Source organism: Kitasatospora sp. NPDC088264 (assembly GCF_040685715.1).
In the GTDB taxonomy this organism is placed as follows: Bacteria; Actinomycetota; Actinomycetes; order Streptomycetales; family Streptomycetaceae; genus Kitasatospora.
Genome location: NZ_JBFBIR010000017.1, coordinates 1 through 26,722, shown reverse-complemented (window position 1 = coordinate 26,722; position 26,722 = coordinate 1). Strand labels below are relative to the sequence as shown.

The window sequence follows — 26,722 nt, the reverse complement described above, 5'->3', positions numbered from 1 at the left end:
AGAATGCAGGGCGTACGGCGAAAGCACTGAAGGAGAAGGTGACCGGCTTCGTGACCACGCCAGTCGAACAGGTGGCCCGGCAGGCCCAGCAGGCGATCGAGCGCAAGATCGCCGAGGAACTGGGCGTTCGCGACGGGCAGGTGAAGTCCGCCGTCGAGCTGCTCGACGGCGGCGCGACCGTGCCCTTCGTGGCCCGCTACCGCAAGGAGGTCACCGGCTCCCTGGACGACGCCCAGCTGCGCACCCTGGAGGAGCGGCTGCGCTACCTGCGGGAGCTGGAGGAGCGCCGGGCGGCCGTCCTGGAGTCGATCGAGGCCCAGGGCAAGCTGGACGACGCGCTGCGCGCGCAGGTGCTGGCCGCCGATTCCAAGGCCCGGCTGGAGGACATCTACCTGCCGTTCAAGCCGAAGCGGCGCACCAAGGCGCAGATCGCCCGCGAGGCGGGCCTGGAGCCGCTCGCCGAGACGCTGCTCGCCGATCCCTCGCAGGATCCGGCGGCGTTGGCCGCCCGGTTCCTGAACGAGTCCGTCGCCGAGCCGGCCGCCGCGCTGGAGGGCGCCCGGGCGATCCTGGTGGAGCGCTTCGGCGAGGACGCCGACCTGGTCGGTTCGCTGCGCGAGCGGATGTGGACCAGGGGCCGGCTGGTGGCCACCGTGCGTGGCGGCAAGGAGCAGGACGGCGCCAAGTTCGCCGACTACTTCGACTTCGCCGAGCCGTACACCAAGCTCCCCTCGCACCGCATCCTGGCGATGCTGCGCGGCGAGAAGGAGGAGGTGCTGGACCTCGACCTCTCGCCGTACGACGGCGAGGAGGGCGATCTGCCCGGCGAGAACGACTACGAGCGGCGGATCGCCGCCCGCTTCGGCATCGCCGACCACGGCCGCCCGGCCGACAAGTGGCTGGGCGACACCGTCCGTTGGGCCTGGCGCACCCGCGTCCTGGTCCGGCTCGGCATCGACCTGCGGTCGCGGCTGCGGGCCGAGGCGGAGGAGGAGGCGGTGCGCGTCTTCGCCGCCAACCTGCGCGATCTGCTGCTGGCCGCGCCGGCCGGCACCCGCGCCACCATGGGCCTGGACCCGGGCTTCCGGACGGGGGTGAAGGTCGCGGTGGTGGACGCCACCGGCAAGGTCCTCGCGTACGACACGATCTACCCGCACCAGCCCGCCAACAAGTGGGACGCCGCGCTCGCCACCCTGGCCGCGCTGGCGAAGAAGCACGACGTCGACCTGGTGGCGATCGGCAACGGCACCGCCTCCCGGGAGACGGACAAGCTCGCCGAGGACCTGCTCAAGCGCCACCCCGAGCTGAAGCTCACCAAGGCGATGGTCAGCGAGGCGGGCGCCTCGGTCTACTCGGCCTCCGCCTTCGCCTCGCAGGAGCTGCCGGAGCTGGACGTGTCGATCCGCGGCGCGGTCTCGATCGCCCGCCGCCTCCAGGACCCGCTGGCCGAATTGGTCAAGATCGACCCGAAGTCGATCGGGGTCGGCCAGTACCAGCACGACCTGAGCGAGGTGAAGCTCTCCCGCTCGCTGGACGCGGTGGTCGAGGACTGCGTCAACGCCGTGGGCGTGGACGTCAACACCGCCTCGGCGCCGCTGCTGACCCGGGTCTCCGGCATCACCGGCACGCTCGCCGACAACATCGTGGCCCACCGCGACGCCAACGGCCCGTTCCGCACCCGCCGGCAGCTCAAGGACGTCTCCCGGCTGGGCCCGAAGGCCTTCGAGCAGTGCGCGGGCTTCCTGCGCATCCCCGACGGCGACGACCCGCTGGACGCCTCCAGCGTGCACCCCGAGGCGTACCCGGTGGTGCGCCGGATCCTGGCGTCCACCGGCGGGGAGCTGAGCGGGCTGATCGGCAACGGCGAACGGCTGCGGGCCCTGCGACCGGGCGACTTCGCCGACGAGGTCTTCGGCATCCCGACCGTCACCGACATCCTCGGCGAGCTGGACAAGCCCGGCCGCGACCCGCGCCCGGCGTTCCGCACCGCGACCTTCAAGGAGGGCGTCGACAAGATCGGCGACCTGGAGGTCGGGATGGTGCTGGAGGGCGTGGTCACCAATGTGGCCGCGTTCGGCGCCTTCGTCGACGTGGGCGTCCACCAGGACGGGCTGGTGCACGTCTCGGCGCTGTCGAGGACCTTCGTCAAGGATCCGCGCGAGGTGGTCAAGCCGGGCGACATCGTGAAGGTCCGGGTCGTCTCGGTGGACGTGCCGCGCAAGCGCATCGGGCTGACCCTGCGGCTGGACGACGAGGTCGGTCGCGACCGGGGCGGCGACCGCGGTGACCGGGGCGAGCGCGGCGAGCGTGGTGGCGACCGTGGCCGGGGCGGCGAGCGCGGCGACCGGCAGGCCCGCCCGCCGCGCCAGGAGCGCCGGGGCGGCGGCCAGGACCGGCGCGGCCAGGGCGGCGGCTCCGGCGGTTCGGGCGGTTCGGGCGGCGGCGCGCCGCTGGCGAACAGCGCGATGGCGGACGCGCTGCGCCGGGCGGGCCTGACCGGCGGCGACGCCTCGGGTGACCGCCGCTCCGGGCGGCGCTGAGCGGTTGAGGCGCTGAGCGGCTGAGCGGCTGAGCGGCTGAGCGGTTGAGGTACTGAGGTGCTGAGCGGCTTATCGCCGCGGCCGGGGCCGGGGGACGTCTGCGCGTCCGCCGGCCCCGGCCGCCGTGCGGGTCGGGCTGGGCTGGGCCGGGTCAGGCCAGGAGCTTGTCCTTGGCCTTCTGGTACTCCTCCTCGGAGATGGCGCCCTTCTCCTTCAGGTCCGCCAGTCTCGCCAGGTCGTCGACGTGGCTGCCGCCGCCCCCGGGTGTGCCGGTTCCGGCCGCCTCCCGGATGTAGGCCTTGACGGCGGCCTCGCTCTGCCGGACCTGGGCGGCGTCCCGCTCGCTCATCGACTTCCCGCGGGCGATCACGTAGGCCAGCACACCGATCAGCGGCAGCACGATCACCAGGAGCAGCCAGCCGGCCTTGGCCCAGCCGCCCAGGTCGTGGCTGCGGAAGATGTCCGTGATGATCTTGAACAGCAGGAAGAACCAGAGGATCCAGAGGAACAGCTCCAGCATCGTCCAGAAGATGTTGAGCACCGGGTAGTCCACGGCCAGCATGTTGGTGTCCATGGCCGAGTCATATCATCGCAAAACGGACAATGCTCTCTGCTGTTCGGCCGTTCCAGTGGCTTTCCGGCCCCGCGGGAATATCTCGGAGCGGGGGCTCGGAGGGGCGGGGGATCAGCCCCGCCCGGCCCGCCGCCGCAGCTCCACGGCCAGCCCGATCAGCTCGCCCCACCAGGCGTCGTGCCCGGCCAGCAGCAGCCGCTGCGCCTCGTCCGCCGACACTGCCCGCACCTCGACCACCTGCTCGCCGTCCGCCGGGTTGGTCGGCGTCGAGTCCACCGCGACCTCCGCCCAGCCCCACAGCCACGCCTTCTCCGGGTGCGGCTGCCACGGCCGGTACGGCGTCGGGTCCTCGGTGCGGCAGCGGTGCGCGCCGAGCCAGTCCGGCTCGCCGAGCAGCCGGGCGCCGGCCTCCTCGCGCAGCTCGCGCGCCAGGCAGGTGGCGATGCTCTCGTCCTGCTCCCGGGTGCCGCCGGGCAGGAACCAGTGGTCCCGGTCGTCCCGGCAGAGGACCACCTTGTCGTCCGCGAAGCCCACCAGGTGGATGTTGGTCACCAGCTCGTCCGGCGGCAGCACGGTGGAGAACAGCGCGTCGTACCGGCCCCAGGTCCAGTACTGCGGGGCGTGCAACGCGGGGAAGAGGGTGGCGAGTTCGGCGGATCTGTCGTCGGTGTCCGCCTGGTGCGTGGTGTCAGTCATTCGGTGATCGTAGTGCCGGCCGGGAAACGCCGGGGGGCGCTCGGATGGACGAGTGTGATGTCCGAGGTGGAGATGGCCCGCGGCCGGCGGCGGGCGGCCTCGACCGGCTCGCCGACCCAACTCCCCAGCGAGATCTCGGCGGTGATGCCCGGCCCGAAACCGGCGATCAGGCCGGTGGTGCCGTCGGCCACGCCGCCGTCGGCGAACAGCCGGGCGAGCGCGTCGAAGACGACGGCGCTGGCGATGTTGCCGCGCTCGGTCAGCGTCGCGCGGCTGTACCGGAAGGTGGCCGGCTCCAGGTTGAGGAAGTGGCAGAGGTCGTCGAGGATGCGCGGGCCGCCGGCGTGCACGATGTAGAAGCCCAACCCGGAGACGTCCCAGCCGTGTTCGACGGCCAGGCCGCGCAGCGCCGGGGCGAGCATCTCCATGGTGCCGGGCACCCGCTTGTCCAGCTGGAAGTGGAACCCGGTGTCCTTGACCCCGTAGGAGATCCAGTTCTCGGTGTCCGGGACGAGGTGCGAGCCGTTGCGCTCGACGTGCACGCCGGTGCCGCCGTGTCCGCGCATCACCACGGCGGCGACGGCGTCCCCGAACAGGCCGTTGGAGAGCAGCGAGCCGACGCCGAGGTCGGTCGGCTGGTAGCAGAGCGAGCAGAACTCGCAGGAGACGATCAGCACGTTGGCGCCCGGGTAGGCGCGGCAGAAGTCGTGCGCGCGGTTGACGGCGGCGCCGCCGGCCGCGCAGCCGAGCTGGGCGATCGGCATCTGGCGGGTGTCGGAGCGGAAGCCCAGGGCGTTGATCAGCCAGGCGGTCAGCGACGGCATCATGAAGCCGGTGCAGGACACGTAGATGATCAGGTCGATGTCCCGGGCGCCCAACTCGGCGTGCCCCAAAGCCCGTTCGACCACCTCGGGGACGCGGAGCTTGGCCTCCCGCTCGTAGACCGCGTTGCGGGCGGTGAAGCCCGGGTGGGTGAGGGTCTGCTCGATCGGCTGGACCAGGTGCCTGGTCCGCACCCCGGTGTTCTCGATCAGCCGCAGGGCGAGGCCGAGTTGCGGGTGGCCGGCGTGCAGGCTGCGGGCCAGGTCGAGGGTCTGGTCGAGGGTGATGACGTTCTCGGGTACGGCGACGGCAGGGCGGCAGAGTGTTGCCATGGTGCGGGTCTCCCCTGGGTGGCCTGGCCGGGCGGGCTGGCGAGCGGCCCGGGCAGGCGGCCTACGGATGCGTCGGACGGGCGCCGTGCGGTGCTCCGTGGCGGAGGCGGCGGCGCGGGGAGGAGGTCACCAGGCGAGCGGCAGGGTGCGGGGGTAGCGCCAGATCGACCCGGTGTGCCAGTCGAGTTCGGACGGCGGGACGGCGAGCCGCAGGCCGGGGAATCGCCGCAGCAGGGTGCCGATGGCGACCTGGAGCTCCATCCGGGCCAGGTGCGCGCCGAGGCAGTGGTGCTGGCCGTGGCCGAAGGCCATGTGGGTGGGGGCGCCGCGGTCGAGGTCGAGTTCGTCGGGGCGCTCGTACATCGCCGGGTCGCGGTTGGCGGTGAGGTAGGAGACGTGGACGGCCTCGCCGGCCCGGATCAGCGCGCCGCCCAGCTCGACGTCCTCGGTGGCGACCCGGGCGATGCCGACGCCCTGGCGGAACGGGATGAAGCGCAGCAGCTCCTCCAGCCCGCGCGGCAGCAGTTCGGGCTGGGCGCGCAGCTTGGCGAGCTGTTCGGGGTGGGTGAGCAGGGTGTAGGTGATGTTGCTGAGCTGGTAGGTGCTGGTGTCGTGGCCGGTGACCAGCAGGACCATCGCCATGACGGCCAGCTCCTGGTCGTCCAGCAGTTCGTCGCCGTCGCGGGCGGTGGCGAGGGAGCTGATCAGGTCCTCGCCGGGGTGGGCGCGGCGGGCGGCGGTCAGCTCGGTGAAGTAGCCGCGCAGCGCGGCCTTGGCGGCTTCCTGGCCGGCCCGGCTGCCGGGGCCCATCGTCATCATGGCGACGGCGTGGCCGCGCAGTTCGGCGCGGTCCTGCTCGGGGATGTCCAGCAGCTCGCAGATGGTGGTGAGCGGGAGCCGGCTGGAGAGGAAGTGCACCAGGTCGGCGGGGGAGCCGTGTTCGGCCATCTCGTCGAGGTAGCCGTCGACGATCCGCTGGGTGGCCGGGCGCATCCGCTCGACCTGGCGGTTGGTGAAGCCCTGGGCGACGAGGCGGCGCAGCCGGTTGTGGGCCGGCGGGTCCATCAGGTTGATCGCCTCGGCCTGGGCGATCGGGGCGGGCGTCATCCGGGGCAGGTCGCGCCCGATGCCGGCGGCGCGGCTGAACCGCCGGTCGGTGGTGACGATCCGGACGTCCTCGTAGCGGGTGGCCAGCCAGGCCTCGCCCTCGCCGTGCGGCAGTCGGATCCTGGCGATCGGGGCCTCGGTGAGCAGCCGCTTGAGGAGCGGGTCGAACTCCAGGCCGTCGGTGTGGTTGAAGGGGCAGTCCCACACGGGGGCGGAGGTAGTCACGGGCCTGTCCAAATGTCTTGGAAATGCCGCCCGAACGGTCATTTCTCGTTCGGGCGCGGACAGAGAGATGTTCCCCCATGAACTGGCAAAAATGTGAATCAGACCGGGAGTTAGCTCTAACGAGTTAGATAGCTGATTGTCATGCGAATCAAAGGAGTTGACTGAGCATCAATTGGAACCTCCCCCCGGCGAGACCAACCCGGTCTCGTACGCGAGGACGACCGCCTGGGCCCGGTCGCGCAGGTCGAGCTTGGCGAAGATCCGGGCGACGTGCGTCTTCACCGTCGACTCGCTGAGCGTCAGTTCGGCCGCCAACTCGGTGTTGGACAGCCCGCGTCCGAGCAGCGCCAGCACCTCCGCCTCGCGCGGGGTGAGCGGGGCGAGGTTTCGGTGCAGCGGCGGGCCGTCGGTGCCGGGGGCGGGACGCGGGGCGCCGGCCGCGAAGCGTTCGACCAGCCGCCGGGTGATCGAGGGGGCGAGCAGGGCGTCCCCGGTGTCCACCAGGCGCACGGCGGCGGCGAGATGGGCGGAGGTGACGTCCTTCAGCAGGAAGCCGCTGGCCCCGGCGGCGAGGGCGGCGTAGACGTAGTGGTCGAGGTCGAAGGTGGTCAGCATGATCACCCGGCAGCCGGGCGCCCGGGCGAGGATCCGGCGGGCGGCCTCCAGGCCGTCCATGCCGGGCATCCGGATGTCCAGCAGCGCGACGTCCGGCCGGTGCGCGACGGCGGCTGCCACCGCCTCGGCGCCGTCGGCGGCCTCGGCGACCACGTCGATGCCGCGCGCGGTGAGGATCATCCGGAAGCCGGTGCGGACGAGCTCCTGGTCGTCGGCGATCACCACCCGGGGGCGGCGCTCCCGCTCCGGCTGCTGCTCCGGCCCCCGCTCCGCCTCGGCCCCGGTCACGGCCGGTCCAGCGGGATGCGGGCGCGGACCCGGTAGCCGCCGCCGAGCCGGCGCCGGGCGTCGAGGTCGCCGCCGTACACGGCGACGCGCTCGCGCAGGCCGAGCAGCCCGCGCCCGGCGCCGTCGGCCGGCCGGGCGGGCTGCGCGGGCGCGGCGTGGGCGCCCACCAGCACGCTCGGCCCGCTGTTGAGCACTTCCACCCGCAGGTAGTGGTCCGCGTAGCGCACCGTCACCTCGGCCGTCACCCCGTCCCCGTGTTTGAGCGCGTTGGTCAGCGCCTCCTGGATGATCCGGTACGCCGTCACGTCGACGCCGCCGGGCAGCGGTCTCGGCTCGCCCGAGATCCGCACCTCCACCGGCAGCCCGGCGAAGGCGAACCGGTCGATCAGCGGCCCGAGGCGGCTCAGGCTGGGCTGCGGCGCGAAACCGTCCGCCTCCTCCCCGGTGCCGTCGGCGGCCGGGGCGAGCAGTCCGAGCAGGTGCCGCAGCTCGGTCATCGCGTCGCGCCCGGCGGCCTCGACGGCTCCCATCGCCGCCGCCGCCTCCCCGGGCATGGTGGCGATCACCTCGCGCGCGGCCCCGGCCTGGACCACCATCAGACTCACGTTGTGGCTGACGATGTCGTGCAACTCGGCCGCGATGCGCGCCCGTTCGGCTTCCACGGCGGTACGGGCGGCGCTCTCCCGCTCCCGTTCCAGCAGCCAGCCGCGCTCGCCGATGGCCGCCCGGTGCAGCCGCCGCGCCCGGGCGAGCGCGACGCCCAGCCAGCCGGCCGCCGCGACCGCCGTACCCGCCACCGCCGCACTCGCCACCGCTACGGCGGCCCAGTTCGTCCCCGTTCCCCACACGCCGCCAGTTTCCCAGTCCAGGCCATGATCGACATCATCCGGGGGTGCCGCCCGCGTACATCCCGGGTACTACGGCCGCCCCGGCTACACCCCGGGTGGGACGCCGGGCCCGGGGGCCCGCGCCTACCGTCGTCCACCATGAGCAACGACCACGACGGGTCCACCCCGCCGGACGACGCGCAGGCCGTCGTCGAGCTGTCCGGGGTCCACAAGGAGTTCGGCGACGCCAAGGCGCTCGACGGCGTCGACCTGCGGATCCGGGCGGGCGAGGCGGTCGCCGTGATGGGCCCCTCCGGGTGCGGCAAGTCCACCCTGCTGAACATGGTCGCCGGGCTGGACCGGCCGACCTCCGGCACCGTCCGGGTGCACGGCCAGGACCTCGGGCGGCTGAACGAGACCGGCCTGGCCCTGTTCCGCCGCCGCCACATCGGCATGATCTTCCAGTTCTTCAACCTGATCGACGACCTGCCCGCCCTCGACAACGTCGCCCTGGCCGCCCAGCTGACCGGCACCACGGCCCGCCAGGCGCGCCGCCGCGCCCTGGAACTGCTGGACGAACTCGGCGTCGCGCACCGCAAGGACACCTACCCGGCCGCACTCAGCGGCGGCGAGCGCCAGCGGGTCGCGGTGGCCCGGGCCCTGATGAACCGCCCGGCGCTGCTGCTCGCGGACGAGCCGACCGGCGCACTGGACAGCCGCTCCGGCGAGCAGGTGATGGACCTGCTGATCGACCTCAACCAGATCGGCCAGACCCTGCTGATCGTCACCCACGACCCCGACCTGGCCACCCGCTGCGCCAGCCGCCTGGTCGAGGTCGCGGACGGCAAGGTGGCGCGCGAGCGGGCCCTGGAGGCGTCCGCATGACCGGCGCCGTGTGGCGGGCGTCCCGGGCGGCCGTGAAGCGCCGCCGGGTGCAGACCTTCGTGATCGGCCTGGTCGTCTTCTGCTCCACCACGACCGTGCTGCTCGCCCTCGCGGTGATCAGCGCCGCCCGGGCGCCCTTCGACGACGCCTTCGCCGCCGAGCGCGGCGCCCACGTCGTCGCGGCCTTCGACCCGGCCAGGGCCTCGGCGGAGCAACTGGCCGCCACCGCCCACCGGCCGGGCGTGGAGGCCGCCGCCGGGCCGTTCGACCAGGCCGTGGTGGAGATCCCCACCGACTGGGTCGGTCGCCCGCCGGGCCCGCTGACCCTGGTCGGCCGGGCCGATCCGGCCGGGCCGGTGGACCGGGTGCGGCTGCTCGGCGGCCGCTGGGCCACGGCGCCCGGCGAGGTGGTCATCCAGCAACCGGGCGGCGGCGCCGCGACGACGTTCCTCGGCACCTCGCTCACCACCGCCACCGGGCTGAAGCTCACCATCGTCGGCTTCGCCGGCAGCATGAGCCAGTCCGCCGGCGGCTGGGTCGTCCCCGAGCAGGCGGCCGCCCTGCACCCCACCGGCCGCCAGATGCTCTACCGCTTCGCCGGCGCGGACACAGAGCAGCAGCTGACCGCCTCCCTCGGCGCGGCCACCGAGGGCCTGCCCGAGGACGCGCTCGCCAGCGCGCAGTCGTACCTGGTGCTCAAGCAGGCCTTCTCCGCCGGCGCCGACGCCTACCTCCCGCTGATGACGGTCTTCGGCGTGCTCGGCCTGGTCGTCGCCGCGCTGATCGTCGGCAACGTGGTGAGCGGCGCGGTGGTCTCCGGCTACCGGCACATCGGCGTGCTGAAGTCGATCGGCTTCACCCCGCGCCAGGTGGTCACGGTCTACCTGACCATGGTCTCGGTGCCCGCGGTCGTCGGCACGGTCCTCGGGACGGCGGCCGGCTGGGCGGGGGCGTACCCGATCCTCAAGACCGCCTTCAGCGGCATCTCGACCGGCACCGCCGTGATCGAGCCGGCCGGCTGGCTGCCCGCCGCCACCCTGGTCGGCGTCCCGCTGCTGGTCGTCGTCGCCGCGTTCGTCCCGGCCTCGCGCGCCCACCGGCTCTCCGCCGCCCAGGCGATCTCGGCCGGCAGCGCGCCGCGCACCGGGCGCGGGCTGAAGGTCCAGCGCCGGCTGAGCGGCACCCGGCTGCCGCGCGCCGTCAGCCTCGGCCTCGGCCAGCCCTTCGCCCGCCCGGGCCGGACGGCGCTGACCATGGCGGCGATCGTGCTCGGCGTGGTCACCGTGACGGTCACCACCGGCCTGAGCAGCACCCTGGCCAGGAGCATGGCCCCGGCCGACGACAAGACCCACGTCAACGTGCAGACCGGCCACTTCCAGAGCAACCCGACCGAGCCGCGGCTGACCCCGGCCCAGACCGAGGCGATGCTGCGCGCCACCCCCGGAGCCGCGCAGGTCGTCACCCGGGGGCTGGTCCGGGTGGGCGTGGTCGGCCACACCCAGCCCGTCTTCATGGACTTCTACGGCGGCGACGACATCGCGGCCACCAGGTGGCTGCGGGTGGTCAAGGGCCGCCCGGCGACCGGGCCGGACGAGGTCCAGGCCGGGCCGGCCTTCCTCGACCAGCGCGGGCTCAAGCTCGGCGACCGGATCACCCTGACCCTGGAGGGCCGACAGCTGGCCGTCACCATCGTCGGCGAGGAGATCCAGGGCAACGCGAACGCGATCACCTCCAACGACGCCACCCGGGCCGAGCTCACCCCCGACCCGCACACGGTCGAGTACGACGTGCGGCTCGCCGACGGCGCCGACACCGCGGCCTACCGGAAGGCGGTCACGGACGCCGACCCGAGCCTGGCGCCCTCGGTGGTCACCGCGAGTTCGGTGGGGCCCGTCGTCGCGATCCAGACCTTCAGCACGGTCTTCACCGTCCTGTTGTCGGTGGTCGCCTCGCTCGGCGTCTTCAACACCCTGCTGCTCACCATCCGCGAGCGCCGCCGGGACATCGGCATGCTGAAGTCCATCGGCATGACGCCCCGCCAGGTCGTCGCGATGACGGTCACCTCGGTGGCCTGGCAGGGCGCGCTCAGCGGCGTCATCGGCATCCCGGTCGGGATCGTGGTGCACCGGCTGATCGCCGAGAACGTCCGGATCCTGGCCTTCCCGGAGCACATGATCGACGTCTGGGGCGCCCCGTTGCTCGCCGGGCTCGCACTGGCGGGCGTCGCGATCGCCGTCCTCGGCGCCCTCGTCCCGGCCCGCTCGGCGGCCCGGCTGCCGATCGCCGAGGTGCTGCACAACGAGTGAGCGGGGGCGGCGCGCGGTCGGCCCGCGGGCAGCGCACGGCCGGCCGGGCGGTTCGTCGCCCGGCCGTCCGGGTGCCGTCCGGCGGGCCTTCGGCCGCATGGCTGACGCCGGGTCAAGGACCGGCGGTCGAGCGCCTATCATCGCGCCATGGCCACCGCTGAGCTGATCCGCATCGTCTCCCGCTCCTCGCCCATGGCGCTCGCCCAGGTCGAGCGGGTCCGCGCCGAACTCGCCGCCCTGTACCCGGGCCTGCGCACCGAGGTGGTGCCGGTCACCACCTCCGGCGACCGCTGGATGGGCGACCTCGCCCGGCTCGGCGGCAAGGGCGCGTTCACCAAGGAGGTCGACGCCGCGCTGCTCGCCGGGGAGGCCGACGTCGCCGTGCACTGCCTCAAGGACGTGCCCGCCGACCGCCCGCTGCCCGCCGGCACCGTCTTCGCCGCCTACCTGCGCCGCGACGACATCCGCGACGCCCTCGTCCACCCCGGCGGCCTGACCCTCGCCGAACTGCCGCCCGGCACCCGGATCGGCACCTCCTCCGTTCGCCGGGTCGCCCAACTCGCCGCCTCCCACCCGCACCTGGTGTGCGTGCCGATCCGCGGCAACGCCAACAGCCGGCTGGCCAAGCTGGCCGCCGGGGAGGCCGACGCGCTGCTGCTCGCCGTCTCCGGGCTGGAGCGGATCGGCGAGCAGGCGCGGATCACCGAGATCCTGGACCTCGACGCGATGTGCCCGCCGATCGGCGCCGGCATCCTCGTCCTGCAGTGCCGCGAGGACGACGTCGTCACCGTCGACGCGGTCGCCGCGCTCGGCCACCGCGACACCTGGCGCGAGGCGGCGGCCGAGCGGATGTTCCTGCACGTCCTCCAGGGCCACTGCAACAGCCCGATCGCCGGCTACGCCAAGGCCGAACCGGACGGCCGGCTGTCGATGCGCGGCCGGGTCTTCAGCCCGGACGGCAAGCAGGTGCTGGACGCCCACGAGTGGGCCGGCGCGCTCAGCCCCGAGGACCTCGGCACCTCCACGGCGCTGGCACTCAAGCGGCAGGGCGCACAGGAGCTGATCGCGGGCATCCCGCACTGATCTCCGGCATCTCGCACTGATCTCCGGCTCTGCGACCGCTACCGGAACAGCAGTTCGGCGAAGCGGTCCACCTGGTCCACCTCGGGGGACCAGCAGTACAGCATCACCTCGTCCGCGCCGATGGCCGTGAAGCCGGCCACGGCGGTCCGGATCGCCTCCGGCGTGGTGAGCAGGCCCTCCTCCATCCGGTCGGCACGGCCGCTGGACTCGTAGTACGCACGGATGTTGCGCCGGGCCTGCTCGACCGTCTCCGCCGAGCCGAGGACGGCGTTCGCCTGGGCGACCAGCCGGGGCCGGCCGTCGCGGCCGTGCCGCTGCCAGGACTTCTCGACGTCCTGGAACAGCCCGGCCATCGCCTCCGGCGGCACCCCCGCGCCGAGGAAGCCGTCCCCGAACCGGCCGACCCGGTCCAGCGCGGCCGGGGCGAAGCCGCCGAACAGCACCTCGGGGCCGCCCGGCGTCACCGGCGCGGGCCCGACCGGGCCGACCCCGTCGCCGAACGACTCACCGGCCCAGAGGCGGCGCAGCACCGCCATCCGCTCGTCCAGGAGCCGGCCCCGGCGGCGCGGGTCGATGCCGGCGGCCAGGAAGTCGTCCTCCCGGCCGCCGACGCCGAGGCCGAGCGTGAACCGCCCGCCGGAGAGCAGGTCCAGGGTGGCGGTCTGCTTGGCGAGCAGCGCGGGGACGTGGTGCGGCGCGAGCAGCACCTCGGTCTGCAGGCGGACGCGGGACGTGGCGCCGGCCAGGGCGGCCAGCGTCACCAGCGGCTCGGGGTTGTCGAACACCACCCGGTCCGCCAGGCCCAGCGTGCTGAACGGGCCGGCGTCGGCCCGCCGGGCCCACTCGAACAGCAGGACGGGGTCCTGGAGGGGCAGACCGAGGCCGATCTTGACGGCCTGCGGGGCGGCTTGCGGGGCGGGCTGCGAGGTGGGCTGCGAGGTGGTCTGAGGGTCGGGCTGCATGGGGATCATCCTCCGGAGGGCAGGCCGCATACGGGCGCCGCCCCTCCGCGGGCCCGCGCGCGGTGCGCGGCCCTGCTCCCCGTCCTGCGGCTCGTCGTTCCGGGGAGCGTGCTCGTCGGAGTGCGGCGACGGTGGCGCGAGGTGTTCCCTGGGTCCAACGCCGTTCCCCTCGCGTCCGTGCCTGGAATGATGCCCGGTAATCGCCGGAGAGTTGACGATTGGCCATGCCCGGCGTCCGAAATCGGCTCGCCCGGGGGGCGCGGGAACCGGCAGAGTACCCCCATGACGAGCGCGGGACTGGACGACGACGGCTTCATCGCACGGGAGGGCTCGTTGGGCCGGGTGCCCCGGGCGTTCGCACCCGTGGTCGTCGCCGCCCGCACGCTGATCGCCGAGGTCTTCGACCGACCCCGGCTGCACAGTGCCTACCTCTACGGCAGCATCCCGCGCGGCACCGCGATCCCCGAGGTCTCCGATCTCGATCTCCTGCTCGCGCTGAGGCAGGAGCCCTCCGCCGCCGACCGGGCTGATGCCGGTGCGCTCGAAGCCCGGCTCGATGCCTCCTTCCCGCAGGTCAAAGGTGTCGGAATCCTCCTGTTCAGCGCCGACACGCTGCTGAGCGAGCTCGAACGTCACGATCTGGGCTGGTTCGTGGCCTGCCTGTGCACCCCTTTGCTCGGTGACGACCTCGCCGCCGGACTGCCCCGCTACCGCCCCACCTCCACGCTCGCCCGCGAGACCAACGGTGATCTCGCCCTTGCCCTCCCGCGCTGGCGCGAGCGGGCGGGCTCGGCCGGTACGCCCGCCGAGCGCCGGGCGCTCAGCCGCGCTGTCGCCCGCCGGATCGTGCGGACGGGCTTCACCCTGGTGATGCCGCGGTGGGGTGGTTGGACCAGCGATCTCACCGAGTCCGCCGGGGCGTTCGCCCGTTACTACCCGGAGCGCGCCGAGCAGATGCGTCTGGCGGCGACCGTGGCCCGTACGCCGACGGCGGACCCGACCGTCCTCAAGGTGCTCACCGAGGACCTCGGGCCGTGGCTGGCGGCCGAGTACACCGCCGTCCACGGGGAGAAGACGCCGCGGACCTGAAATCGGACACGTCCTGTCCTACGCCCGGTGCTCGGGCAGCCAGTGCTGCGCGTAGGCGACGGCGTCGCGGAGGCGGAAGAGGCGGGTGGTGGCGGCGCCGACCGTGGCGTGGCGGACGGCCTTCGGGCGGTCGGCCTCGAAGGCGGTGCCGAGTTCGGCGAAGTCGTCGGCGCAGATGGCCCGGTCGCGGACGGTGAGCCGTTGGCGGCCCTCGGGGGTGAGGGCGGCGAAGGAGATGTCCTCGCTCGGGCCCGGGACGCGGTATTCGGCGAGGTGGAAGCAGGTGCAGGAGCCGAAGTCGACGCCCAGCAGCAGGACCTGGGCGTCGCGGTCCTCCAGCCGGGCGAGCGGGCTGGACTCGCCGAGCAGGCAGTCGAGGGCGTGTCCGTCGGTGGTCTCGGCCGCGCCCGGGCCGAGGGCGGCGAAGGAGGTCTGCGGGTGGGCGCTGCGCCGGGCGCCGGGCCAGGTCCGGACGGTCTCGGGGATGGCGCCCATTCCCAGGGTGGGGCTCACCTGCGGGTCGTACGCGGGCCAGGACGCCCGGATGTCGGGCCACCAGGCCTCCGGCACCGGCGGGTTGGACCAGCCGGCGGGGTCGGAGTTGTCCCCGGTGTGGGTGGGGACGACGAGGGTGCCGGTCGGTCCGAGGGCGTCGAGCAGGGCCTGGACGACGGTGACCGGCCCGCCGGAGACCCAGCCGAGGGAGCGCAGCGAGGAGTGCACGAGCAGCGTGCCGCCGGGTTCGACCCCGGCGGCACGCAGCTCGGCGGCGAGGGACTGGCGGGTGCAGAGGGGGCCGTTGACGCGCATCGGGCCAGCTTGCAGGCCGGTGGGGCCGGTGCGCCAGCGGGTTTTTCCCTCGCCCGGACGCCGCCCGGGTGCCGCCCGGACGCCGCCGCTGACGCACTGCCAAATTGGTCTCGACCATTTGGTCTTGACCATTGCTTTGGGTTCGGGAGTGGAGGAGGATCACCGCGAAGCGCCGGGGGGCGGACTCCGGCGCTCCTCTTGGAGGGAAGAAGGCACCGGCATGGCAATGCGCAAAGCGGTTTCCACCATGGCCCTTGCTGGACTGCTGGCTGCGGGCGGGCTGATGGCCGCCCCGGCTGCTCAGGCATCCACGAGCGTGACGACCGGATACGTCTATGTCGGCATGTACCCGAGCGGCGCCGCGTGCGACGCCGCGGGCCGGGCCTACGTGGCCCGGGGCGAGGCGGTCAGCTACTTCTGTGATGTCGCCCCGAACACGGCCCGCCTCTCCATCTGGGCCTGAGCCGGGTAGGCGCGCGGGAGCGGCAGGCCGCCGGCCGGGCGGCCTGGCCTTGAACTCCCCGTGATAGTCGACGGTCGCGGAGCAGGAAGTCGGTCCGGCCGACTTCCTGCTCCGTCTGTAGGTGGCCCTGCTCGTCGGTGCTCGTCAGCGCTTGTGAGCGCTCGTCAGTGCTCGTCAGTGCTCGTCCGGGAGGAGCGGGAAGAGGCGGGCCACGGCGGCGACCGGGCGGGCACCGTCAGGGCGGCCGGCCGGGTCGGCCTCGCGGTCGCGGTAGCGGGCCAGCACCTGGCGGACGGCCTCGCCGACGGCGGCCAGTTCGGCGGGGGTCAGGTAGAGGACGGTGCTGAACGCCTCGTCCTGCCGCCAGTCGGCCGGGGCCGTGTCGCGGCGGGCGAGCCAACGCTGGTAGCTCTCGTCCTCCAGGCCGCGCGCGAGGTCCCCGAACTCGTCGGCCGCGGCGGGCTGGTGGGGCTGGTGGGACTGCTGCGGGAGCCGCCAGGGGCGGGCGCGGCCGTCGGTGGCGGGAGCCTCCTCGATGAGGCCGTGGCGGGCCAGCTGCCGGAGGTGGAAGGAGCACAGGCCGGAGCTGTACCCGGTGGCGGCGGCGGCCTCGGTGGAGGTGAGGGCGGCCTTCTCGGCGAGGAGGCCGAGGAGCGCGGTGCGTACGGGGTGCTGGGGGAGGGCGCCGGTGGCGGGCGCGGTGAGGTCTTCGGTGTCTTCGGCGCCTCTGGCATCTTCGGTCACTTTGCAAAGTCTGCTACTTTGCAAAGTCGATGACAAGCCGTCATCCTCGCCGTCGTGTCGACGGTGTCGACGAGGGAGCGCCGATGTCCGAACCGCGTGAACGCCCGACCGTCCTGCGGATCACCGAGGTGGGGGAGGACATCCTCCGCCGCACCTGCCGCCCGGCGACCGGGGAGGACTACGGCAGCGAGCGGCTGGCCCGCCTCATCGAGGACATGTTCGCCACCATGGAGGTCGCCGACGGCTGCGGGCTCGCGGCCAACCAGGTGGACGTGGACCTCAGCCTCTTCGTCTACGACTGCCGCGACGACCAGGGCGTCCGGCACGTCGGCCACGTGCTCAACCCGGTCGTCGAGCCCCGCGAGCCCGGCCGCCGGCTGATCGAGGACACCGAAGGCTGCCTCTCCGTCCCCGGCGCCGGCACCGAACTCGCCCGCCCGGCCGAGGTGGTGGTGCACGGCTTCGACCAGTACGGCGCCGCCGTCACCATCGAGGGGACCGGCTACTTCGCCCGCTGCCTCCAGCACGAGACCGACCACCTGAACGGGCAGCTGTACATCGACCGGCTGTCCGGCCGGGACCGTAAGCGCGTCCTGCGCCAGACCGCCGACCGCCGGGAGGACGTCTTCGCTCAGCGGGCCCAGCGCGCGGCCCGGGTGGCCCGGTCGTCGGCCCGCTGACCGCTGACCGCGCCCGACCAGGGCCTCGGCCGGCTGGCGCACCGGAGGCGCCCGTGAGGGCTGTCGGCGCGAACTGGTGTTCAGTAGCATGAAGTCGCCAACGCCCGTGGCTCCGAGGGGACGAGTGACTGTCGAGTGCCTACCGTGACCGCAAGCAGCCTGGCCTTCGACGTCGTCGACATCGACGTGGACGCCGATCTCACGCTGGGCCCCGACACCGCCGAGGACCGGCCCTTCCGCCAGGTCGGCCGGACGGACTTCGACCTGGACAGCCCGATCCTGACGGAGCCCGCGCCGCAGATCACCCAGATGGACTTCGAGGTGGACGCCCCGGGCCTGATGGATCCCCCGCCGCAGGTCGTCCAGATGGACTTCGCCGTCGATATCGCCTGACGCCGCCGACACCGACTGACGCCGCCCGATGGACCCGAACCGCCCGTACGGCCGCCCCTTCGACCGCTTCCCGACCCGCCGCGAGCACGAGGACCGCTGGGCGGAGCTGGCCCGGGCCATCGCCGCCGCCCCCGGGCCGGACCGCCCCGGGCTGGACGGTGGGCACGCCGAACCAGCCACGCCCAAGGGCGAGTTGACCGTCCTCGGCTCCGGCATCGAGGCGGCCGGGTTCACCCGCGCCGACGAGCGGCTGCTGCGCGAGGCGGACCACGTCTTCCACTGCGTCGCCGACCCGGTGACGGTGGTGCGGATCAAGGCCTGGCGGCCCGACTCCTACGACCTCGGCGTCCTCTACGACGACGCCAAGGACCGCTATCTGACGTACGTGCAGATGTCCGAGGCGATCCTGCACTTCGTCCGGGCCGGACGGCGGGTGGCGGCGGTCTTCTACGGCCACCCGGGCGTGTTCGTCCTCTCCAGCCACCGCGCCGTCCGGATCGCCCGCCGCGAGGGCCACGCGGCCGTGATGCGGCCGGGGATCAGCGCGCTGGACGTCCTGTGCGCCGACCTCGGCGTGGACCCGAGCAGCCCCGGCATGCAGACCTTCGAGGCCTCGGACCTGCTGATCCGCGGCCGGCGGATCGACCCGGGCCTGCACCTGGTGCTCTGGCAGGTCGGGCTGGTCGGCGAACTCGGCTACCAGCGCACCGGGTTCTTCAACCACCGGCTGCCCGTCCTGGTCGACCGGCTGGAGGAGGTCTACGGCCCGGACCACGCGGTGGTCAACTACATCGGCGCCCGCTACCGGGGCACCGCCCCCGTCACCGACCGGCACACCGTCGCCGGGCTCCGGGACCGGGCCGTGCAGCGGACCGTCACCAGCGCCTCCACCTGGTACCTCCCGCCGGCCGTCGCCGCCCCGGCCGATCCGCGGATGCTCGAACGGCTGGGCCTGATCCGGCCCGGCCAGACCGTGCGGCCGCCCACCGGCCCGGTCCGGACGGTCGACGACTACGGGCCGCGCGAACTCGCCGCCCTCGACGGCTTCACGGACTTCCACGTCCCCGGCGGCTACCACTGGCAGGAGGACACGCCCGCCGCCCGCTTCGTCCTCGCCCTGGGGGAGGACGGCGCCCTGCGCGAACGCTTCGTCCGGGAGCCCGAGGCAGCGGTGGCGTCCTGGGCGCCGCCGGATCTCGCCGACGCCGAACGCGCCCTGCTGGCCCGCCGCGAGGACGCGGCCATGCAGGCCGCCGCCAAGGGCCGCTACCGGCGGCCGACCCCGGAGGCGGCGCGGCGGCTGCGCGCCCTGCTCACCCGCAAGTCGGAGGCGCGCGCGCTGCTCCGGTCGGTGCGCGACGGCGGGCCCGGGGGTGGTCTTGGAGGCGATGGGAGCAACATTCGGCGGGACCTGGACACCGTCCTCGCCGAGGCCCTGTACCCGTGGACGGGCCTCTACGGCACGCCGGACGGCGACCTCGACGTCTACGTCCTGGGCCGCGCCACCGACCCGCCCCGCCACCGGATCCACGTCAACGGCCAGCGGATCACCGCCCCGCGTCACGACCACGGCGTGCTGCGCTGACGGGTCGAGGACGGCAACGACTGCGGCGGCGAACTGCGCACCGAGGTCGGCCGGGACGGGCGGCGCCGGCTGGTCGGCGCGGTGTGGCCCGCCGGGCGGGTGGCGTCGGCGGAGTTCTCGGTGCAGCTCGCCGAGTACGTCCTGCCGGACGTGCCTCCGCTCGCCGACCTGGTCGGCGACTATCGGGCGGCGGACGAGGCCGGGCGCGAACTGGTCGTCTCCGTCGGTCCGGGCGGGAACGGCCCGGCGCTGCGGGTCCGCGTCACGGTCGACGGCGTGCCCACGACGGTCGCCGTCGTGGTCGGCCCGGCGGGCTTCGAGGTGGACGGCGTCGCCGTCCCCTACGCCCGGGCCGTGGCGGCACCGGCCGTGCCGCCGTATCTGTACGGCTGCTACCGGGTGCGGCTGCCGGGTGGCCGCGGCGCGCAGCTGCGGGTGGCCGAGGACGGCGTCGCCCTCGACGAACAGCCGATCCGCCACGCGGAGTTCACCGGCAAGCGCCTCACCTGGCGCGACGGCCCCGCACCGCTGCCGTCCGCCGAACTGACCCTGCTGCTCGACCCGATCACCCTGCACCCGATGCTCACCGGCACCGGCCGCGCTCCTGGCGGCCCGATCCTCACCGGCACCGGCACCGGCACCGACACCGGCACCGGCCGCGCGCTCGACGGCCCGCCGCTGCCGGTGGTCGGCATGGTGCCGGTCGCCGCCGGGGAGGCCGAACGCCTGGCCGCCCGACCGCAGTTCGGCCTCCCGGCCGGGCCGTGGGCACACCTGACGGCGCTGGCCGCCGAGGCGAGCCACGGCGGCGGCCTGTTCTGGTGGCACGGCTGGGAACAGTCCGCCACCGCCCTGCACACGGTGCGGCGCGCGCTCTGGGAGGCGGGTCTCTAAGCTCGCGGATCCGGGGCGGGAGTCAGCCGCCGGACGCGCAGCACGGCGGTCAGCATCGGGAGGGCGAACTCGCCGTGGGCGGTCTCCGGCCTGTCCGCGAGGAACGCGCGGATCCGGCCGAGCCTGGCCTCCCGCTCCTGTTCGGGCATGACGAGCATGCCCGCGCGGGTCGCGAGGGTCGCGACGAGGGAGTCGGCGGTGCGGAGCTGCCCGTGCGGGAACTCCTCCTGTTCCGGCGAGCCGAACCGGGCGGCCGCGCCGGACTTCGGAAGGTGCATGCCGGTCGTCTCGGCGCGCCAGCCGGCGGGCGCGTCACGCGGGCCGATGGCCTCGCCCCCGCTGATCTGCGCGAGCCCGTCGACCCAGGCGACCTGGTCGTCCAGCACGTTCCACAGGCCGGCCAGGACGCCACCGGGGGCGAGGACCCGGGCGATCTCGGGCCCTGCGGCGGCCATGTCGAACCAGTGCATGGCGTTGCCGGCGACCACGGCGTCGACGGAAGCGTCCGGCAGCGGAATCGCCTCCGCGCTCCCCGACAGGGTACGGACCTCCGGCAGCGAACGGCGCAACTCGGCCAGCATCGCCGGGTCGGGCTCGACCGCGATGACCTCGGCACCCAGCGCGGCCAGCACGCCGGTCAGCTTGCCGGTTCCGGCGCCGAGGTCGAGCACGCGCGGGCCGGGAGCGGGTTCGAGCGCCCAACGCGCCGCGTCCTGCGCGTAGTCCGGGCGGTGCTCGGCGTACGCGATCGCCGCCGCGCCGAACGACGAGGCGTGGAGTGAGCGTTGATCTCGATCCATGCGGTCACGCTAGCCGCGCCGCTGCCGGCCGGCCACCCCCTTCACCCCGGGCTGCCACCGCCCACGCATCGGCGATCGGATCGACGTCGACAATCCGAGCCCGTCGACGCCGTCATGATGGCCCGTAGGGAATGTCGACGCCGAAATCGGGGACTTGTCGGGGGGGCCACCCGGATGCCGCACCCCCGCGCCAGTGGAAAGAATCGCCGCCATGAAGACAATCCGGCGGGCAACCAGATACGCGGTCAGCTGTGCCACCGCCATGGCGATCATCCCCCTGAGCGTGTCGGCCCCAGCTGTCGCGGCACCCGCCGCGACACCGCTGGCGGCGTCCAGTGCGCCGACGGCCCGGACGACGAGTGCGTTGTCGTTGCCGAGGCCGACCGGGTCGTACGCGGTCGGTCGTGACACCCTGCACCTCGTCGACGATCGGCGCGCCGATCCGTGGGCACCGCAGTCGGGACCGCGACAGTTGATGGTCGACCTCTACTACCCTGCCCGCACCAACAGCGGCACGCCTGCCGCGTACATGAGCACCGCCGAAGCGTCGGCGCTGATCACCTATGCCGGTCTGTCGGGGGCCCTCGAACCGGCTCGCCTCGCCGACACCCGTACCTGGGCCCGGGCCGACGCGGCACCGGCGCGGGGCCGCTACCCGCTCGTCGTGCTGTCCCCCGGTTTCACGGTGCCCCGCTACACCCTCACCGCGCTGGCCGAGGAACTGAGCAGCCGGGGATTCGTGGTGGCGACCGTCGACCACGCCCACGAATCGGCGGCCACCCGCTTTCCGGACGGCATCCTGCCCTGTACGGCGTGCGACGAGTACAACTCCGGCGCCGCCACCCAGGAACAGATCGCCGCGGGCCGCGCCCGGGACGTGTCCTTCCTGCTCACCGAGCTCACCGGTCCGCGCCCGGTGTGGCGGTACTCCACGCTCATCGATCCGGCGAGGATCGGCATGGCCGGACACTCCGTCGGCGGCGATGCGACCCTGGCCGCCATGGGCGCGGACCGACGCGTGCTGGCCGGTGTCGACCTCGACGGCGCCATCACCCCACCGGTTCCCGCGATCGGCATCGACGGCCGCCCGGTCCTGCTGATCGCGGCCGCGGACCCGAGCGGCCCGGACATCGTGCCGTCCTGGAAGAGCAGTTGGCCGAACCTGGACGGATGGAAGCGCTGGCTCACCGTCGCCGGCGCCGACCACTACACCTTCACCGACCTGGACTACCTGGTCAACGAGAGCGGCGTGCTGCCCATCCCGAACGCCCCCCGGTCGATCGCGATCACCACCAGCTATGTCGGCGCCTTCTTCGAACGCCAACTCAGGGGAACCTGCGAGCCGTTGCTCAACGGCCCCAGCCGGGATTTCCCCGAGGTGACCTTCACCAGCCCCTGACCGGCACGGACGGCAGAAAGGGCCCCGGCGCCACGGAGGCGGCCCGCCCGCATCGAGGCGACGGTCATGCCGGATGCCCGCCGCTCGTCACCGTCCGCTGCGTGAAGGACTTCGGCCTCCAGACCCGGATGGAGACGGCAGCCTCGGGCCTTCAGGTGGCGGCGGTCGGGGCGAAGTCGACGAAGGCTTGCCAGGCGGCGGGGGAGAAGGTGAGCTGGGGGCCGTCCTTGTCCTTGGAGTCACGGACGTGGACGGCGGCGGTCGTCTCGGCGATCTCGACGCAGGCGGCGTCTTCGTTGCTGCTGTGGCTGCTCTTGAACCATGCGAGTTCCATGCTTTCTGACGGTACGCCGACGGCCCACCGCTGCCTAGCGGTGGGCCGTCGGGACAGTGCTCAGACCTCGGCGGTCGCGGCGAACGCCACGAACGCCTGCCACGTAGCCGGCTCGAACGCCAGCTGGGGGCCGCTCTTGTCCTTCGAGTCACGCACGTGGACGACACCGGGGGTCTCTGCCACCTCGACGCAAGCGCCACCCTCGTTGCCGCTGTAGCTGCTCTTGAACCATGCCAGCTCGGTGCTCATCGTTCTCCCAGGATCTTCTCGATCAAGGCCAGGGACTCCTCGGGACCAAGGGCCTGCGCCCTGAGGATGTTGTAGCGCGCGTTCATGATCCGGACTTCCTCCGGGTCGGCGATCAGCCTACTGCTCGTCTGTACCTCGATGTAGGCGTGCTGAGGCCGACCCTTTGGTGCGATCAGAATGAACGGCCCGCCCATTCCGGCGTGCTCAGCTCTGTCCAGGGGCAGCACCTGGATGACCATGCCGCGGGTCCGCCCGACCTCCAGGAGCCGGCGGAGCTGGGCTGCATGCACGTCCCACCCTCCCAGGGGTCTGCGTAGTACGCTCTCGTCGATCACCCAGCTGAACATCCCCCGGGGCCACCGGGTCAGTACCTCCTGGCGCGCCATTCGCGCGGCGACCCGCATCTCGATCACCTCCTCTGACAAGGGGGGCTGCCTCATTGCGTAGACAGCTCGGGCGTGCTCCTCGGTCTGGAGCAACCCGGGGATGTCGAGCGTGGCGAAGTCATGGGACTCGATTGAGTCGACCTCCAGGGTTGCGTACCCACGGAACCAGGCCGGGTGTCGCAGCCGCGCCTTGGCCCGCGCCCGCATCACGTCGTCCTTCGTGATGGCCAACAGGCCGCCGGCGTTGAGGACTTTGTCCGCCGCCACCAGGAACTCCGGCTGCGGGGTGCGCTTTCCGCGCTCCACCGCGCCGATCAGGTGCTCCCCGTAGCCGACGCGTTCGCCGAGTTCCTTCTGCGTCATCCCGGCCCGCTCCCGGAGCAGCTTGATCTGCTTCCCGATGGCGCGGAAGAAGTCCGACACCTCTCCCAGGTCCTCCGGCAGTTCCGTACGAACGTCGTCGCTTGACTCGATGTTCCGCGCTGCACCCACCGCGATCACCCCGCTTGTGATTCGGTCACACGAACAAAAGCTGTCCGCAGCTGGACAAGCACTCTCCGTACCCCCCAGATGCATGGTCAGCGTACGTCCGCACCGTCACGATTTTTTCCATGACGACCGACATCCCCCTCGACAGTCCCCGCCGCCACACCATCACCCTCGCCGCCACCCCCAAGGGCGCCGCGATCTGCCGGCGCATCGCCAGGCGTCAACTGACCACCTGGGGGGTGAACTTGTCCCACACAGAGCCGTACTACTCGGCTCTCCTGATCGTCGCGGAGCTCGCCGCCAACGCGACGACCCATGGCCGCGTTCCGGGGCGCGGCTTCGAGCTTCACCTCTGCCTCACCACCACCGTGCGCCGGGGCACCACCCTGCGCATCGAGATCTCGGACTGCCGGGGCGACCGTTTCCCCGCCCTGCCCGCCGTCCTCGCCCCCAACTCCCAGTCAGGGCGCGGCCTCACCCTCATCGACGCCCTCGCCGACCGCTGGGGCACCATCCCCCGCCACCCCAACGCCAAGACCGTCTGGGCCGAACTCGATCTCCCCGTCGCCCTCGATGCGTCCTGACGTGACCTGGGGCGCCGCGACCGCCTACACCCTCCTCCCGTTCGCCCTCCTGCTCGCCCTCCTCGCCTGGATCTACCCCCTCACCGCCGGTCACCCGACCGTCCACCACCCCCACCCGATTCCGACCCCAACCCCAGCCCCCGTCCGCTGAATACGGCATGGGAAGTCGGCCCCACCGACTTCCCGCGCCGAACCGACCCCGGACTCACTTCCCGGGCAGCCGCACCTGGCGTGAGTACACCGGCGGAGTGCCGTCCGTGACGGCGGGCTCCGCGTAGCACTCAAGGAGCAGATCGCCGTGCAGGTCTTCGAGTTCGTACGGCGCCTCCTCCAGCAAGGCATCGGCCCACACCGCAAGGGGCGCCCTCGTCAGTGCGGCGTTCGGGACGGGGATGAGCGGTCCCCGGCCCATCGCCTCCCACGCCGCCGTGCCGTCCGCACGGAACAGCAGCCGCCACCAGTACGGCTGCAAGTACGGCTTCTTCCGCTGCAACGAGACCAGCTCCCGGTGTCCTTGAGGCGAGGCGGTCGTACCCCGACATCCGTGAAATGACGGCCCCCGGGGCCGAATGGTTGCCCTGGCGCAGCCCGTGCAGCGGGAATGGCCCCGCCTCTCTCCGGAGACCTCGCGTGGTCGACGGTCGACCTCCCGCCGAGTCGGGACCTGTTGCGACAGTGGATCCGTGAAGCGGAACGCCGCGCCGACCGGGGAGGTCGTGCGCGGCGTTCGGCGAACGAGGGGGAGAGCCGGGGTCTGCTGCGAAGTGTTGGTCACGGCCTCCTCGCCGTGGCGGCTGACGAGGACACGGTGCGTGACGTCGTTCACCGCTTCAACGAGATCGGCTTGGCCTGTCTGGACCCTCAGTGGGCGGGAGGCCGTCCCCGCCAACTCAGTCTTGACGACGAGAACTTCGTCGTCAAGACGGCCACCACCCGCCCGACCAAGCTCGCCCAGCCCTTCACCCGCTGGTCCATCCGCAAGCTCGCCGCCTACCTCCGCAGGGTTCACGGCCGGGTGATCCGCATCGGCCGCGAGGCCCTGCGCCGCCTGCTCGCCCGACGCGGCGTCACCTTCCAACGAACCAAGACCTGGAAGGAGTCCACCGACCCCGACCGCGACGCCAAACTCGATCGGATCGAGCACGTCCTGGAGCACTTCCCCGACCGCGTTCTCGCGTTCAACGAGTTCGGGCCGCTCGGCATCCGCCCCACCGGCGGATCCTGCTGGGCCAAGCAGGGCCGACCGGACCGGGTCCCGGCGACCTACCACCGCACCCACGGCGTGACCTACTTCCACGGCTGCTACTCCGTCGGCGACGACACCCTCTGAGGCGTCAACCGCCGCCGCAAGGGCACCGCCAACAGCCTGGCCGCGCTCAGGTCGATCCGCGCCGCCCGCCCCGACGGCGCCCCGATCTACGTGATCATGGACAACCTCTCCGCCCACAAGGGCGCCAAGATCCGCCAATGGGCCCGGAAGAACAAGGTGGAGCTGTACTTCACCCCGACCAGCGCCTCCTGGGCCAACCCCATCGAGGCGCACTTCGGACCGCTGGGGCAGTTCACCCTCGCCAACTCCAACCACCCCAACCACACCGCCCAGACCCGTGAACTGCACCGATACCTCCGTTGGCGCAACGCCAACGCCCGCCACCCCGACGTCCTGGCCGCCCAACGCCGTGAACGCGCCCGCATCCGCAGCGAGAAGGGACTCCGCTGGGGCGGACGCCCCCTCGCAAGCGCGGCAGCATGACCCTGGACGGATGAACCCTCCTGACCGCAGCCATAGCATCGCCTGATGCGCTACATCGACAACCGAGACGTCAACGAGGCCGTGACCGAGATGGTGCGGGTACTCGGCCCGCACGACGCAGAGGACTGGTCGGTACCAGCAGGTCCGCTGGAATGGAGCTGCTGGACGACGGCCGCCCACATCGCCCATGACCTGCTGGCCTACGCCGGGCAGATCGCCGCACGCCCTACGGACGCCTACCTGCCCTTCGATCTCTCCGTCCGCTCGGACAGCTCCCCGCGCGAGGTGCTCCAGGTGGTCACCGCCTGCGCAGGGCTACTCGGCAGTGCACTGGCCACCGCCAGCCCGGAGGTCCGGGCCTGGCACTGGGGTCCCTGCGACCCGTCAGGTTTCGCGGCAATGGGTGTCGCCGAGGTTCTCCTGCACACCCACGACATCACGCAGGGGCTGGGCGTGCCGTGGCTGCCCCCGGCGCCGCTCTGTGCGGCAGTGCTCCACCGGCTCTTCCCTGATGCCCCACCCGGTGACCCGGCTCATGTCCTCCTCTGGTGCACCGGCCGGGGCGACCTGGACGGCCATCCCCGCCGCAACTCATGGACATGGCAGGCGGCGGTGGCCGAGTGATCAGACCTACCGCGGGCAGACGGAGGGACGCCCCAAACGCGGCGAACCATCCCGGTCGCAGCACTAGTGTGATGCGCCACAAATCATGGGGGTAGTAATTACCGTGATGCCTGGACGACTGGGTTGATCTTGGCGAGGTAGTCGGCGAGGGACTTGAGGATCTCGTCGGCGGTCTTGGTCCAGG

At 73.0% G+C, this 26,722-nt stretch carries 28 protein-coding genes and 1 pseudogene; 15 read left to right on the top strand and 14 right to left on the bottom strand.

The genetic code is table 11. The annotated features are described in order from the left end of the window. Positions 1-50 precede the first annotated feature (50 nt). Complete coding sequence (locus AB0O82_RS16015) at positions 51-2,540, top strand: Tex family protein (protein ID WP_363584023.1); 2,490 nt, start codon at positions 51-53, stop codon at positions 2,538-2,540. Between the two features lie 151 nt (positions 2,541-2,691). Here AB0O82_RS16015 and AB0O82_RS16010 read toward each other — a convergent pair whose 3' ends face one another. The 6 genes from AB0O82_RS16010 to AB0O82_RS15985 form a co-directional block, all read right to left on the bottom strand. Further along, a complete protein-coding gene (locus tag AB0O82_RS16010; protein ID WP_079135502.1) occupies positions 2,692-3,114 on the bottom strand; it encodes an SHOCT domain-containing protein in 423 nt (140 codons plus the stop codon). A gap of 111 nt (positions 3,115-3,225) precedes the next feature. Further along, a complete protein-coding gene (locus AB0O82_RS16005) occupies positions 3,226-3,810 on the bottom strand; it encodes an NUDIX hydrolase (RefSeq protein ID WP_363584021.1) in 585 nt (194 codons plus the stop codon). After that, positions 3,807-4,964: a type III polyketide synthase gene (locus AB0O82_RS16000; RefSeq protein ID WP_363584019.1), complete on the bottom strand. Its 1,158-nt coding sequence runs from the start codon at positions 4,962-4,964 to the stop codon at positions 3,807-3,809. Before AB0O82_RS16000 ends, AB0O82_RS16005 begins: the two co-directional genes overlap by 4 nt. 126 nt (positions 4,965-5,090) lie before the next feature. After that, a complete protein-coding gene (locus AB0O82_RS15995) occupies positions 5,091-6,338 on the bottom strand; it encodes a cytochrome P450 (protein WP_363584017.1) in 1,248 nt (415 codons plus the stop codon). A 126-nt stretch (positions 6,339-6,464) separates the two neighbouring features. Continuing rightward, a complete protein-coding gene (locus tag AB0O82_RS15990) occupies positions 6,465-7,199 on the bottom strand; it encodes a response regulator transcription factor (protein WP_363584015.1) in 735 nt (244 codons plus the stop codon). Further along, the gene (locus AB0O82_RS15985; protein WP_363584013.1) at positions 7,196-8,047 is read right to left on the bottom strand and encodes a histidine kinase; all 852 of its coding nucleotides are present in this window, start codon (positions 8,045-8,047) and stop codon (positions 7,196-7,198) included. Before AB0O82_RS15985 ends, AB0O82_RS15990 begins: the two co-directional genes overlap by 4 nt. A gap of 138 nt (positions 8,048-8,185) precedes the next feature. Here AB0O82_RS15985 and AB0O82_RS15980 point away from each other — a divergent pair, with 138 nt between their 5' ends. The 3 genes from AB0O82_RS15980 to hemC all read left to right on the top strand — a co-directional run bounded on the left by AB0O82_RS15980 (position 8,186) and on the right by hemC (position 12,300). Continuing rightward, positions 8,186-8,911, top strand: a complete 726-nt coding sequence (locus tag AB0O82_RS15980) for an ABC transporter ATP-binding protein (protein WP_363584011.1) — start codon at positions 8,186-8,188, stop codon at positions 8,909-8,911. After that, positions 8,908-11,217: an FtsX-like permease family protein gene (locus tag AB0O82_RS15975; RefSeq protein WP_363584009.1), complete on the top strand. Its 2,310-nt coding sequence runs from the start codon at positions 8,908-8,910 to the stop codon at positions 11,215-11,217. The genes AB0O82_RS15980 and AB0O82_RS15975 overlap by 4 nt, the downstream gene beginning before the upstream one ends. A 147-nt stretch (positions 11,218-11,364) precedes the next feature. Continuing rightward, entirely contained in the window at positions 11,365-12,300 is a 936-nt protein-coding gene (gene hemC / locus AB0O82_RS15970) for a hydroxymethylbilane synthase (protein WP_363584007.1), read from the top strand. 38 nt (positions 12,301-12,338) lie between these two features. Here the strand turns inward: hemC and AB0O82_RS15965 are convergent, their stop codons facing one another. Then, positions 12,339-13,262, bottom strand: coding sequence for an LLM class flavin-dependent oxidoreductase (locus AB0O82_RS15965; protein WP_363584006.1), 924 nt, complete (start codon positions 13,260-13,262; stop codon positions 12,339-12,341). A 282-nt stretch (positions 13,263-13,544) separates the two neighbouring features. Here AB0O82_RS15965 and AB0O82_RS15960 point away from each other — a divergent pair, with 282 nt between their 5' ends. Further along, the gene (locus AB0O82_RS15960) at positions 13,545-14,351 is read left to right on the top strand and encodes a nucleotidyltransferase domain-containing protein (protein WP_363584004.1); all 807 of its coding nucleotides are present in this window, start codon (positions 13,545-13,547) and stop codon (positions 14,349-14,351) included. Between the two features lie 18 nt (positions 14,352-14,369). Here AB0O82_RS15960 and AB0O82_RS15955 read toward each other — a convergent pair whose 3' ends face one another. Beyond that, positions 14,370-15,161: an AAC(3) family N-acetyltransferase gene (locus tag AB0O82_RS15955; RefSeq protein ID WP_363584002.1), complete on the bottom strand. Its 792-nt coding sequence runs from the start codon at positions 15,159-15,161 to the stop codon at positions 14,370-14,372. Between the two features lie 220 nt (positions 15,162-15,381). Here AB0O82_RS15955 and AB0O82_RS15950 point away from each other — a divergent pair, with 220 nt between their 5' ends. Continuing rightward, positions 15,382-15,624 carry a hypothetical protein gene (locus tag AB0O82_RS15950; protein WP_363584000.1) on the top strand — a complete coding sequence of 81 codons (243 nt, stop codon included), beginning with the start codon at positions 15,382-15,384 and terminating at the stop codon, positions 15,622-15,624. A gap of 174 nt (positions 15,625-15,798) precedes the next feature. Here AB0O82_RS15950 and AB0O82_RS15945 read toward each other — a convergent pair whose 3' ends face one another. Next, positions 15,799-16,368, bottom strand: coding sequence for a helix-turn-helix domain-containing protein (locus tag AB0O82_RS15945; RefSeq protein WP_363583998.1), 570 nt, complete (start codon positions 16,366-16,368; stop codon positions 15,799-15,801). A gap of 83 nt (positions 16,369-16,451) precedes the next feature. On the opposite strand from AB0O82_RS15945, the gene def reads away from it, so the two are divergent. The 4 genes from def (at position 16,452) to AB0O82_RS15925 (ending at position 19,920) form a co-directional block, all read left to right on the top strand. Further along, positions 16,452-17,048: a peptide deformylase gene (def, locus tag AB0O82_RS15940; RefSeq protein ID WP_363583996.1), complete on the top strand. Its 597-nt coding sequence runs from the start codon at positions 16,452-16,454 to the stop codon at positions 17,046-17,048. A 144-nt stretch (positions 17,049-17,192) separates the two neighbouring features. Beyond that, positions 17,193-17,441: a hypothetical protein gene (locus AB0O82_RS15935; RefSeq protein ID WP_363583994.1), complete on the top strand. Its 249-nt coding sequence runs from the start codon at positions 17,193-17,195 to the stop codon at positions 17,439-17,441. Between the two features lie 28 nt (positions 17,442-17,469). Next, positions 17,470-19,026 carry an SAM-dependent methyltransferase gene (locus tag AB0O82_RS15930; protein WP_363583992.1) on the top strand — a complete coding sequence of 519 codons (1,557 nt, stop codon included), beginning with the start codon at positions 17,470-17,472 and terminating at the stop codon, positions 19,024-19,026. Between the two features lie 120 nt (positions 19,027-19,146). Beyond that, entirely contained in the window at positions 19,147-19,920 is a 774-nt protein-coding gene (locus tag AB0O82_RS15925; protein ID WP_363583990.1) for a hypothetical protein, read from the top strand. Here AB0O82_RS15925 and AB0O82_RS15920 read toward each other — a convergent pair. Then, complete coding sequence (locus AB0O82_RS15920; protein WP_363583988.1) at positions 19,917-20,720, bottom strand: methyltransferase domain-containing protein; 804 nt, start codon at positions 20,718-20,720, stop codon at positions 19,917-19,919. The two genes, AB0O82_RS15925 and AB0O82_RS15920, sit on opposite strands and share 4 nt — an antisense overlap. 211 nt (positions 20,721-20,931) lie before the next feature. Between AB0O82_RS15920 and AB0O82_RS15915 the strand changes: the two genes are divergently transcribed. After that, positions 20,932-22,119 carry an alpha/beta hydrolase gene (locus AB0O82_RS15915; protein ID WP_363583986.1) on the top strand — a complete coding sequence of 396 codons (1,188 nt, stop codon included), beginning with the start codon at positions 20,932-20,934 and terminating at the stop codon, positions 22,117-22,119. 151 nt (positions 22,120-22,270) lie between these two features. On the opposite strand, the gene AB0O82_RS15910 is transcribed toward AB0O82_RS15915, so the two are convergent. Genes AB0O82_RS15910 through AB0O82_RS15900 form a run of 3 tightly spaced genes read right to left on the bottom strand, consistent with a single transcriptional unit; the run spans position 22,271 to position 23,589 of the window. Then, entirely contained in the window at positions 22,271-22,453 is a 183-nt protein-coding gene (locus tag AB0O82_RS15910) for a DUF397 domain-containing protein (protein WP_363583985.1), read from the bottom strand. 60 nt (positions 22,454-22,513) lie between these two features. Next, positions 22,514-22,702 (bottom strand): DUF397 domain-containing protein, encoded by a 189-nt coding sequence (locus tag AB0O82_RS15905; RefSeq protein ID WP_363583983.1) that lies wholly within the window; start codon positions 22,700-22,702, stop codon positions 22,514-22,516. Next, entirely contained in the window at positions 22,699-23,589 is an 891-nt protein-coding gene (locus AB0O82_RS15900) for a helix-turn-helix transcriptional regulator (RefSeq protein ID WP_363583981.1), read from the bottom strand. The genes AB0O82_RS15905 and AB0O82_RS15900 overlap by 4 nt, the downstream gene beginning before the upstream one ends. Positions 23,590-23,699: 110 nt before the next feature. On the opposite strand from AB0O82_RS15900, the gene AB0O82_RS15895 reads away from it, so the two are divergent. Both AB0O82_RS15895 and AB0O82_RS15890 read left to right on the top strand, forming a co-directional pair. Continuing rightward, positions 23,700-24,161, top strand: coding sequence for an ATP-binding protein (locus AB0O82_RS15895; RefSeq protein WP_363583979.1), 462 nt, complete (start codon positions 23,700-23,702; stop codon positions 24,159-24,161). Continuing rightward, positions 24,151-24,312: a hypothetical protein gene (locus AB0O82_RS15890; RefSeq protein ID WP_363583978.1), complete on the top strand. Its 162-nt coding sequence runs from the start codon at positions 24,151-24,153 to the stop codon at positions 24,310-24,312. The genes AB0O82_RS15895 and AB0O82_RS15890 overlap by 11 nt, the downstream gene beginning before the upstream one ends. Before the next feature lie 54 nt (positions 24,313-24,366). Here AB0O82_RS15890 and AB0O82_RS15885 read toward each other — a convergent pair whose 3' ends face one another. Next, complete coding sequence (locus AB0O82_RS15885) at positions 24,367-24,654, bottom strand: hypothetical protein (RefSeq protein ID WP_363583976.1); 288 nt, start codon at positions 24,652-24,654, stop codon at positions 24,367-24,369. Positions 24,655-24,915: 261 nt separating this feature from the next. On the opposite strand from AB0O82_RS15885, the pseudogene AB0O82_RS15880 reads away from it, so the two are divergent. Both AB0O82_RS15880 and AB0O82_RS15875 read left to right on the top strand, forming a co-directional pair. Then, a pseudogene (locus AB0O82_RS15880) lies at positions 24,916-25,914 on the top strand (IS630 family transposase). 45 nt (positions 25,915-25,959) lie between these two features. Further along, complete coding sequence (locus AB0O82_RS15875; RefSeq protein WP_363583974.1) at positions 25,960-26,538, top strand: maleylpyruvate isomerase N-terminal domain-containing protein; 579 nt, start codon at positions 25,960-25,962, stop codon at positions 26,536-26,538. Positions 26,539-26,722: the final 184 nt, after the last annotated feature.

What these genes read in the sequence shown, in the direction of transcription:
- AB0O82_RS16000 (WP_363584019.1), bottom strand. Translation starts at nt 4,964, where the DNA reads ATGGCAACACTCTGCCGCCCTGCCGTCGCCGTACCCGAGAACGTCATC.
- AB0O82_RS15950 (WP_363584000.1), top strand. Translation starts at nt 15,382, where the DNA reads ATGGCAATGCGCAAAGCGGTTTCCACCATGGCCCTTGCTGGACTGCTG.
- def (WP_363583996.1), top strand. Translation starts at nt 16,452, where the DNA reads ATGTCCGAACCGCGTGAACGCCCGACCGTCCTGCGGATCACCGAGGTG.
- hemC (WP_363584007.1), top strand. Translation starts at nt 11,365, where the DNA reads ATGGCCACCGCTGAGCTGATCCGCATCGTCTCCCGCTCCTCGCCCATG.
- AB0O82_RS15960 (WP_363584004.1), top strand. Translation starts at nt 13,545, where the DNA reads ATGACGAGCGCGGGACTGGACGACGACGGCTTCATCGCACGGGAGGGC.
- AB0O82_RS15955 (WP_363584002.1), bottom strand. Translation starts at nt 15,161, where the DNA reads ATGCGCGTCAACGGCCCCCTCTGCACCCGCCAGTCCCTCGCCGCCGAG.
- AB0O82_RS15975 (WP_363584009.1), top strand. Translation starts at nt 8,908, where the DNA reads ATGACCGGCGCCGTGTGGCGGGCGTCCCGGGCGGCCGTGAAGCGCCGC.
- AB0O82_RS15995 (WP_363584017.1), bottom strand. Translation starts at nt 6,338, where the DNA reads ATGACCGTTCGGGCGGCATTTCCAAGACATTTGGACAGGCCCGTGACT.
- AB0O82_RS15980 (WP_363584011.1), top strand. Translation starts at nt 8,186, where the DNA reads ATGAGCAACGACCACGACGGGTCCACCCCGCCGGACGACGCGCAGGCC.
- AB0O82_RS15905 (WP_363583983.1), bottom strand. Translation starts at nt 22,702, where the DNA reads ATGAGCACCGAGCTGGCATGGTTCAAGAGCAGCTACAGCGGCAACGAG.
- AB0O82_RS15890 (WP_363583978.1), top strand. Translation starts at nt 24,151, where the DNA reads ATGCGTCCTGACGTGACCTGGGGCGCCGCGACCGCCTACACCCTCCTC.
- AB0O82_RS15930 (WP_363583992.1), top strand. Translation starts at nt 17,470, where the DNA reads ATGGACCCGAACCGCCCGTACGGCCGCCCCTTCGACCGCTTCCCGACC.
- AB0O82_RS16005 (WP_363584021.1), bottom strand. Translation starts at nt 3,810, where the DNA reads ATGACTGACACCACGCACCAGGCGGACACCGACGACAGATCCGCCGAA.
- AB0O82_RS15965 (WP_363584006.1), bottom strand. Translation starts at nt 13,262, where the DNA reads ATGCAGCCCGACCCTCAGACCACCTCGCAGCCCACCTCGCAGCCCGCC.
- AB0O82_RS15915 (WP_363583986.1), top strand. Translation starts at nt 20,932, where the DNA reads ATGAAGACAATCCGGCGGGCAACCAGATACGCGGTCAGCTGTGCCACC.
- AB0O82_RS15920 (WP_363583988.1), bottom strand. Translation starts at nt 20,720, where the DNA reads ATGGATCGAGATCAACGCTCACTCCACGCCTCGTCGTTCGGCGCGGCG.
- AB0O82_RS15910 (WP_363583985.1), bottom strand. Translation starts at nt 22,453, where the DNA reads ATGGAACTCGCATGGTTCAAGAGCAGCCACAGCAGCAACGAAGACGCC.
- AB0O82_RS15875 (WP_363583974.1), top strand. Translation starts at nt 25,960, where the DNA reads ATGCGCTACATCGACAACCGAGACGTCAACGAGGCCGTGACCGAGATG.
- AB0O82_RS15895 (WP_363583979.1), top strand. Translation starts at nt 23,700, where the DNA reads ATGACGACCGACATCCCCCTCGACAGTCCCCGCCGCCACACCATCACC.
- AB0O82_RS16010 (WP_079135502.1), bottom strand. Translation starts at nt 3,114, where the DNA reads ATGGACACCAACATGCTGGCCGTGGACTACCCGGTGCTCAACATCTTC.